Genomic DNA, 8,462 nt, shown 5'->3' with positions numbered 1-8,462 from the left:
GCCCGCAAACGAAACGAAAGGCACCTTTATCCGTTCACATGAAGATAAAACGCTCTGAAGCCGTTTCTCTGCACGAAAACAGACCCCTATATACGAAAGGGGTCTGTTTTCGTTATTTTTTACGAATGTAGCCTCACTTCTTTTTTAAAGAATACCCATCGATACCATTAGTCACTAAGGTATGCATCAAACGCCATTTGATCAAACTATACGGTGTCATCAGCAGCAAGCGCGGATAGGCCGCTATTTGATTCCATTACCATTGGATTTTAAGAGGGCACCATTTGTTCTAGCGCTTCTTTGACATCTCGATAGGTCTCCATATTTCCTACGGCGCTTCCCATTTGTATGATCGTACGAGCCATGTCTGGACGAACGCCTGCAATAACGGTGCGAATACCTAACAGCTGTAACGTGTTCGTAATCGCTGTCAAGCGGGAAGCCACGTCTGAGTCAAATTGATAAATGCCTGAAAAATCTATAATCAGGGTAGCAATACCGCTTTCCACGATATCTGGTGTCACATTGTGAATAATATGATCGGCGCGCTCTTCATTTAAAGAGCCCACAATCGGCAAGACAGATACGTCTTTTTTCACCGGGACCACAGGTGCCGAAAGCAGCAACAATTCTTCCTCCAGCTTTTGCAGGTTTAATTGATACTGGGTATTGTAATGATCCGTAGAATTTTTTATGGCTTGATCGAAAATGTCACTCATCCGATGCATGAAATAAAAGGCATCCCCGAGGATTCCTATGCCATGCTTTTGAAATTCCCCTTCAATCTCTTTGACGACATTTAAGCGGAATTGTGAAAGCAGCATGACAATATAGGTCAAGCTGTATCCCTGCTTGCTCAGCACATCCGCGGGATCGTAATCCAGGTTGACAGCGGTCGTTGACTGCTGCTCATCGAGCTCTTCTTTGATCTTCAGGAACAAATAATGGAGTAAATCGTGGTGCAGGTCATATTCCTGTTGAGAGAGCTCGTGCTCGAGGTTCTGAGATGTCGTGGTGACAATACGGCCAATTACTTGGTCGACGTTACGAAAAAAATGATCATATAGCTCTGTGCCGATGTAGGCCATGGGATTCTCCTCTTTTTTTCTGTGTCTATCTCCTACTATAGACGGGATCCAAGCTTTTTAAACCTCGTTAAAGAAGCGTGCATGCAGCCATAGGTCCCCATTCGGCTGAGAAGACGTCCATTTTCTTGGAACATACTCCTTCGACAGGAACCAAACAATCACCATAACAGCGTTGAGATCTTTACCCACGCAAGATTTCTTTAGGTGTAGAAAATAGGTCGTTCCCTCTAGATTTTTATTCCTGAAACAGGATCCATCCTCCTCCCCTAACGTTGATGGTGATATATGACATGAGTATGATGCGTGAAATCATGATGCGTTCCATCAGGTTCNGTTCCCTCTAGATTTTTATTCCTGAAACAGGATCCATCCTCCTCCCCTAACGTTGATGGTGATATATGACATGAGTATGATGCGTGAAATCATGATGCGTTCCATCAGGTTCTGGAGCGTTGTATTCATAATACGTATTATATATATTATAGGTATAATTTATATAAATTGGTTTTTAAAAAGAAGGAGGCTCTCTACTATGGCACAAGCAGAGAAAAGATATACTCGCCGATTAAATCAATCCGGAAACAGTCTTTCCGCCGGCATACCTAAAGCGATTGCTGATCAGCTGGAACTGGCAAAAGGCGATGAAATCAGTATCTACTATAATGAAGAAACGGGAGAAATTATTATGAAAAAAGCCCATCGAGCGTTACCGACGGGCGTTCGTCCAGGTGTGGTGCAAGCGATGAATCGAGCCGTCGATAAGTACGATCACGCGCTTCGAAACTTGAAAGACCGATGAATGTCTGGAGGCCATCGTTATGGAGGTAGTTTACTTCTCGGAAGAGGAAATTCTCTTCATTCATTACACGATCATGGAAATGTATAACGACAGCGATCAAGCAGGTATTAAACAATATGAAGCCTTCTACTCGATGCTGCATCGTCCCAAAACAGAGCTGTACGGCCAAGAAGTATACCCGTCGATTCCAGAGAAAGCTTGCTGTTATTATCATTCCATTGCCCGGAGCGGACACATTTTTCGACATGGAAATAAACGAACGCCCCTCACAGTTTCTGACTCCTTTTTAACTCTGAATGGCTACGAGCTTACCCTTCCTTCGCAGCAGTCAGAAGATTTTACCGTTCATTTAGCCTACGACGACAAATTCAAAGAACATGATTGTATTTCCTTTATGATCGAAGAAATAGGGAAGCATATTCAACCAGCCAAACCATCATAATGGAATGATACAGCAACGTCGTGTGCTTGAAAAAGAGGACCTATCGTTCTTTTGAATAGGCTTCCAAGAAAGCATGGTGGAAAAAATAAAACCGAAAAGGCTTTATAAATTCGCCCTCAATCAAAACAAACGGGGCATTTCCCGTATCAACCAACGTTCACCTCGTCTGAGGTCGATTCTATGCATGAAAACAGGCACCTATCCATGAATAGGTGCCTGTTTTCGTTATTTTTTGCAAATGCAGCCTCGTTTCTTTTTTCGTTTTACACCAAAGATAGGGAATTGCATGGAACCATAAACAGAATAAAGCACCTTCTTATTTGGCTCCCTTTTTTCGTTTCCAGGCTCCCATCGTACGGGAAAGAACCGAGCTCTGTTTCTCTTCTTCTCCGATAAAGGAAAAAAACAGCTGTTTGTGAAGTACCAGGACCGGACTATCCTCAATGATGCATTCCACCGGCAGGAAATGAATTTTATTGGTTCTCTCCCGGTTCGTTCGTGCCCCAAGCTTTTCCATATCTACTAACACCGTATCATCCTCCCGTACATCAAATGTTTCCCGGTGGCTCCGATATAGCTGCTGCCAAATGAACATACCCCGTTCTTCGTAGTCCCGAAACAACGTGTGAGGAAACCAAGCCGGCAGCTCCCCTCCGGCTTCGGCATAATAGTCCCGAAAGATTTGGCGGGCATCGGATAGAAAGTCGCCGGCCTCGTAAAACCTCTCGTCGTTTTTGATTTTTTGTCCCATTCGATACGTAAAGTCCTGGAACAAGGTTGCCTCTACCTGAGGGAGCAGGTCATTGATATACGTCCCGGCATCCGCCATGAGTGGCTTCGAAAAGGCATGTCGCAGCTGTAAGTAGTAGATTCTGGTCGACGTCTGCGGAGAGATATCAAATCCGGACGCATTTGTGGTACCGATAAGCACAGGATGATGGGAATGTCTTTCGTTGCTGATGAGTTTGATCAGGCGTTCCCCTTTTTGGGCGGCCGTGCTGCTGAAGAACTTGGTGTCGATTTCATCCACCATCAAGGGCGTCACATTCGGAGCATGGAACGCCTCCCAGATAAGCGGGGTGTCTTTAATGGTTTCATAGGAGGTATACGGGGAAAGACCACCCAATAGGTGATTGATAAATTCAAGGGCCGTGGTTTTTCCCGCCATGGAGCGGCCGGACACAATCAAAAACGGTGGAAAATATCGGCGCACGCTGGTCCTTCCTTCTTGAAAGCTGTAGTGATCCCGCATTTTCCAGATAAACACGGACGTAAAGCTATATAACACCATTTCAAAGACCCGTGATTGATTTTTCAGATCCGACTGCACGGTAAAGGTGTCATAAGCGTTAATAAAGGCTTCGATCACCGCTAAGTGAGAGCCCAAACCGCCTTTCTCGACGGGATACGAATACCGCGTCCAGGAAGGCGGCCTTTCTTCAGAAGACGTCGGCTGGGGCGTGTACAACATGGCCGACTGGTCATCGTAATGGAGAGACAGCCGGGGGTCGTTTCGCCTCTCTTTGCGCCGCGGTTGGCCCATTATTTGTTTTAAAGCGCCGGCCTTTTTTTCTAGCGTGGTGGGAGGATGGAGAGTATGCGCCTGGGTGGTTCGGTCTTTCTTCGTGAGCACGTCCAGTTTTTGTTGGAAAGTTCCTGCTTCCGTTTGCTGCTGGGCCAAGTGCCTCGGCAGATGGTGGATCGCTTCGAGATCCTCTTCCGTGACGGCCACCCAAGGGACCTGCTCGTTGGTTTTTTGTTTCAAAAAATCCGGAATAAAATCGTTCGTTTGCTCATAGATGGCGTGAAACCGCTTCTCATAGATCGTAAACAACGGCGAATCATCAAATACCAGTAGTTCTTCAAACTGCTTGTCATTGGAAAAGGCCCGTTTAGTCATATTCGCCGATCCCATCATGCACCGGGTGCCTCCGGTCCCCTTCATCAAATAGAGTTTCGAATGGACGGTATGCCCGGGCGACGCATACCGGATCGAAAAGCGCTCAGCCGCTATTTGCTTCTGGACAGCCGGGGGGAGTTCCTGAAAAAACGCGACTCTTTTTTCGATCGCCAATAAATCCTCCAGGCCGTCCTGGAACGCTTCCGCTACCTTCGTATCTTCGATGCCTATGATCACCTTCACCCGTTCAAACTGCTGAGCGGCAGAAAAGAAAAACGCGGGCGACGCCACAAAAGCGATCGCTTGTAATACCTGAAATCGTTGGGTATCAAACAGGTCTTTAAAAGACAGATCTGACACAACGCCGTCTTTGACGACCAACAACGGGGAGCCATACTTGTTCTTCTTCTCCTCATCCCAAAAAGACAGTTGTTCGCTCATGCGTTCACCTTCTTTGGTAGGATAACGTGCTTGGTAAAGAGCCCAGGGAGACGCTTCTTTGATGATATACGTTCTTTTTGTTCTTCTTATATACGACGTCTTTTGGCTAAATCCTTTCCGATTCCTAAGAAAAAAAAGACTTTTTTCCCCCATCTTCCCGACCCTTTTAAAAAAAGATAACCTAGTGTTGACACTAGGTTATCTTACTCATTTAACACTCCCTAAATAAAAATCATGTGTGTGCTTATTTCTTTGTTATTTCCTACTACATATCTATTTTTATAATCTTCCATTTTAACCATTTTGAATAAATTGTAAGAATAAGGAAAACAGATATAAAAGAAAGCATAACTATATTTAAAATATCTATATTTGAGAAATCTACCATAAACAAAAGATATGCAGCAAATACCACTAACAACAAGTCCCATTTATCAAATATTCTTTTAAAGTTATTCATATAGTTACTCCTTTCTTTATGATATGACCTTGTATTATATACAATATTAATGATTAATCTTTTTCAAATCAAATGCGAATAATTATATATAAAGATTGATATTGACCTTGTCAAGTTGAAAAACAACTAAAAAGTAAACAAAAACTGAAACTTTTACGTTTCAGTTTTTGTTTACTTTTATATTTATCTTTTTTTCATTTCTTCAATTAACTTTTCTAATGCATAGTTAATAGCTTGAGTTTTAAAACCCTTTCCTTGATTTTTAGATAATTGATCGAACTCATCCAATAAATCTTTTCTTATTAGAAAAGTGCTTCTTTTGTGGGTGTCTTCTACTTTCTGTTTTTTCTTTTCTAAAGTATTCCAAAAATTGTTTTCTTTTTCTTCTTCACTGTTATTATTAACAAGTTGATTTTTAGATGTTTCAGTTTTTGTTTCAGTTTCTTTAATAGTTTTTTGTTCAGTTTTTGTTTTAGATTCAGGTTCAGTTTCAAAAAACAAATTTGCTGGAGCAGGTCTTTTTTTTGTTTGATTCATACTATCTTTTATTTTGTCAGCTCCTGTTTTAGCTGCGCGTTTTTGAGTGGACACGTTCCTTCAACTCCTTTAAAAATCGTTTATGATATTCGAAGGCTTGTTTTGCTTCGGGATTTTCTACCAATCCATAAATAGGTAACCTTCCAGTAGTGGCTCTTCGATGAATTACGGTTTCAAAAACTTGATCTGGATACTCATCTTCAATCATTTGAATCATGGCTTGCGAATCGATGCGCTTCGCATCTGCTAAAGTTCTTAAGATCCCTACAATCTCTAAAGTTGGATTCAATCTACTTTTTGTAGTTGCTACAGTTTCAATAAATCTTGGTACTGCTGAAAAGCAGAACTTACTTGTTTCAAACATAATAACTACATGAGTAGAGGTACATAAGGCATTGATAGTTTGTTCGGATAATGCCGGAGGGGTATCTATAATTATGTAATCATAATAATTGCGAACAGTACTTAATGCTCCATCTAGCGCTAGTGATCTATTGCCATCGAATTCTTGATATAAGAATTGACCAATCGTAGCAAGGTAGTCATCAGCGGGTAATAAGTGCAAATTCTCATTAATGACTTTTATATAGCCCCTAGCATCCTGATCTTTCATGGCTTCTAACACAGTTTCATTTTCGAAGTCTGTCAAATCGTCATTTCCAGATATAAATTGGGTTAAATTCCCTTGAGAGTCCATATCTACACATAAAACCTTATTTCCTTCTTGCGCTAACAAAAAGGCAGTGACCCCAGATGATAAGGTTTTCCCAACGCCACCTTTTTGTATACCAAATGTAATTGTCTTTGTCATAACAGCACCTCCGATATGTTTTACTTTTAATTAAGTATAACATATTTTGTAATATGTTTAGTAAACTGAATATATTTATTTTATTTAAACTTAATATTAAATTTAAACGTAAACTATTACAAAAACTGAAACATAAAAAAAGAGAAGAATTTTATCTTCCCTTTTTCCTATTCTTATCAATTTGATCATTTACAGTCTTCATTATTTTTTCTTTGTTTAGAGTCCAAAATTCCATTGCTTCTTTTTCATTCATACTCTCATAAAGGTGTTCTATTGCTTTTTTTTCAATCAAAAATTCAGGAGTCGCTTCTTTAACGTTATTATATTGTTTTTTAAGCCAATTATAAAATGCTTGTTCGTAAAATGTAGGGGAGGGTTTTTGCTCATCTGATTGTTCCACTTTTTTATAGTCCTCATTGATAGCTTTGAGGATATAACCGCTAACGTTGTCGATATCTTCCATATTTTTTTCTTTTACTACATAATGAATATTCTCTCTTATACGCTCATCAGAATAAATAGTATTCATCTCGCGAGCAGTATCCGGCCGAATACCAAAACGTATCAACATTTGGTATGTATCTTTATCTTGAAGCTCATTTTGCATGACATCAGTTATAAATTTAGTATTTTTTCTAATATGAAATGTTAAAGATACCACTTTTTGTCCATCTTTATGTTCATCAAACGTGAAACATATGTCCGTTCTCTTAGCAATATCTTCTTGAGCTTTTAAAATAATTCGATTCTTCAAATGTGAATACATTTTATATTGATTTTCCGGAATATTAAGGTAGTACCGAAGTTCTCCTATAGTTATAGTCCGTTTTTTTAGTTTTTGATACTGTTTTAATAATTCATAGATTTTTATATGTTTTTCACTATTTAAACGCAGCGCATTAATGAGCTTAAAAGGAGTGTGTTCTCTTTTTATTTGCAATAAAACAGGTCGGAGTCTATCTGAAAACTTCAAAACCACATAACCTTTTCCCTTGTAATATTCAGACCATTCTAACCAGTTTACAACCAGTTTATGTTCTGCCGACTCAATAGTTACTGATTTACTTTGCAGACTAATCAAAGTTTGTTCTACTTTTTTATAAAAATTCCGTGTACCTATACCAATAATATCAGCCAGGTCACTCACTTTAATTTTATGTGTTTTGAAGTGATCATCTTCAGGTTGAACTAAAGAAGCCAGCACAAGGACGATACGGCGCTCTTGTAGCGTTAAATCTTGAGGGGTCTCTATTAGATTGTTTGACTGTGTAACGACGTAATCTGAAGATAGTTTAATGTCTTGCAGAGGTACAATAGCATTGTCTTCCTGGCTTCTAGTCACGATTTTCCCTCATTTCTAAATTCGTTAAATTCACTATATTATAATTCACTAATAGATTGCTACTCACTTATGTGTGGCATCTGGTTAATTGCTAATATACATACTATCTCATCATTTTTATCAGCTCATGTAAAAACAGCCGAAAAATGATGGATAATTAAAAACATTTTTTCCTTATATTATGATGTATAGTATGTAATCACTAATAGATGCCACACATTGGTGACTATTAAAAACATCCTTTTGAATATTATGATGTATAATCAGGTGTTTTAATGACTCATTTATGTGTGGCACCTCACTCACCTATGTGTGGCACTCTTACTCACCTATGTGTGATATCTTACTCATCAATGTGTGGCAGCCTACTCATCAATGTGTGGCACCTCACTCACCTATGTGTGATATTAGTTTCGTAAACCCTTTGGTATACAAAGGATACAAACTGTCTAAAACAAATAAAAACAAGTTAAATCATTTAAAACATATTGTAAAACAAACAAAAGATATATTTTTTATAATATTAATATATAGCAATTTAAAAACGTTAAACCTAATAATAGTTAAAATAATATAAAAGATATACAAAATATATACTTGCATGCTATTCTATTTATAACCTTAACTTTGTGAAGGAGGGGG

Annotated in this window: 8 protein-coding genes; 2 read left to right on the top strand and 6 right to left on the bottom strand. The window is 39.3% G+C overall.

What is annotated here, in order from left to right:
- Positions 1 to 269 precede the first annotated feature (269 nt).
- Positions 270 to 1,088 (bottom strand): STAS domain-containing protein, encoded by an 819-nt coding sequence (locus AC5W2J_RS16515; protein ID WP_496060570.1) that lies wholly within the window; start codon positions 1,086 to 1,088, stop codon positions 270 to 272.
- Positions 1,089 to 1,620: 532 nt separating this feature from the next.
- Between AC5W2J_RS16515 and AC5W2J_RS16510 the strand changes: the two genes are divergently transcribed.
- Together AC5W2J_RS16510 and AC5W2J_RS16505 are read left to right on the top strand one after the other, a co-directional pair.
- On the top strand, positions 1,621 to 1,887 hold the full coding sequence (locus AC5W2J_RS16510; protein WP_496060569.1) for an AbrB/MazE/SpoVT family DNA-binding domain-containing protein: 267 nt from the start codon (positions 1,621 to 1,623) through the stop codon (positions 1,885 to 1,887).
- Between the two features lie 19 nt (positions 1,888 to 1,906).
- On the top strand, positions 1,907 to 2,329 hold the full coding sequence (locus AC5W2J_RS16505) for a type II toxin-antitoxin system death-on-curing family toxin (RefSeq protein WP_496060568.1): 423 nt from the start codon (positions 1,907 to 1,909) through the stop codon (positions 2,327 to 2,329).
- Positions 2,330 to 2,645: 316 nt separating this feature from the next.
- Here the strand turns inward: AC5W2J_RS16505 and AC5W2J_RS16500 are convergent, their stop codons facing one another.
- From AC5W2J_RS16500 to AC5W2J_RS16480, 5 genes are all read right to left on the bottom strand, one after another.
- Entirely contained in the window at positions 2,646 to 4,670 is a 2,025-nt protein-coding gene (locus AC5W2J_RS16500) for a phospholipase D family protein (protein ID WP_496060567.1), read from the bottom strand.
- A 265-nt stretch (positions 4,671 to 4,935) separates the two neighbouring features.
- Complete coding sequence (locus AC5W2J_RS16495; RefSeq protein WP_496060566.1) at positions 4,936 to 5,130, bottom strand: hypothetical protein; 195 nt, start codon at positions 5,128 to 5,130, stop codon at positions 4,936 to 4,938.
- 183 nt (positions 5,131 to 5,313) lie between these two features.
- Positions 5,314 to 5,721, bottom strand: a complete 408-nt coding sequence (locus AC5W2J_RS16490; RefSeq protein WP_496060565.1) for a hypothetical protein — start codon at positions 5,719 to 5,721, stop codon at positions 5,314 to 5,316.
- Positions 5,696 to 6,478, bottom strand: a complete 783-nt coding sequence (locus tag AC5W2J_RS16485; protein ID WP_496060564.1) for a ParA family protein — start codon at positions 6,476 to 6,478, stop codon at positions 5,696 to 5,698. The genes AC5W2J_RS16490 and AC5W2J_RS16485 overlap by 26 nt, the downstream gene beginning before the upstream one ends.
- Positions 6,479 to 6,629: 151 nt before the next feature.
- Positions 6,630 to 7,820 (bottom strand): replication initiation protein, encoded by a 1,191-nt coding sequence (locus AC5W2J_RS16480; protein ID WP_496060563.1) that lies wholly within the window; start codon positions 7,818 to 7,820, stop codon positions 6,630 to 6,632.
- Positions 7,821 to 8,462 lie beyond the last annotated feature (642 nt).

It is taken from the genome of Sinobaca sp. SA16-1 (genome assembly GCF_059510515.1).
The sequence above is the reverse complement of the archived record's forward strand: the minus strand, read 5'-3'. Positions and strand labels throughout refer to the sequence as shown.

Coding starts and splice junctions, on each gene's coding strand:
- AC5W2J_RS16510 (WP_496060569.1), top strand. CDS start 1,621: ATGGCACAAGCAGAGAAAAGATATACTCGCCGATTAAATCAATCCGGA.
- AC5W2J_RS16485 (WP_496060564.1), bottom strand. CDS start 6,478: ATGACAAAGACAATTACATTTGGTATACAAAAAGGTGGCGTTGGGAAA.
- AC5W2J_RS16500 (WP_496060567.1), bottom strand. CDS start 4,670: ATGAGCGAACAACTGTCTTTTTGGGATGAGGAGAAGAAGAACAAGTAT.
- AC5W2J_RS16515 (WP_496060570.1), bottom strand. CDS start 1,088: ATGGCCTACATCGGCACAGAGCTATATGATCATTTTTTTCGTAACGTC.
- AC5W2J_RS16505 (WP_496060568.1), top strand. CDS start 1,907: ATGGAGGTAGTTTACTTCTCGGAAGAGGAAATTCTCTTCATTCATTAC.
- AC5W2J_RS16495 (WP_496060566.1), bottom strand. CDS start 5,130: ATGAATAACTTTAAAAGAATATTTGATAAATGGGACTTGTTGTTAGTG.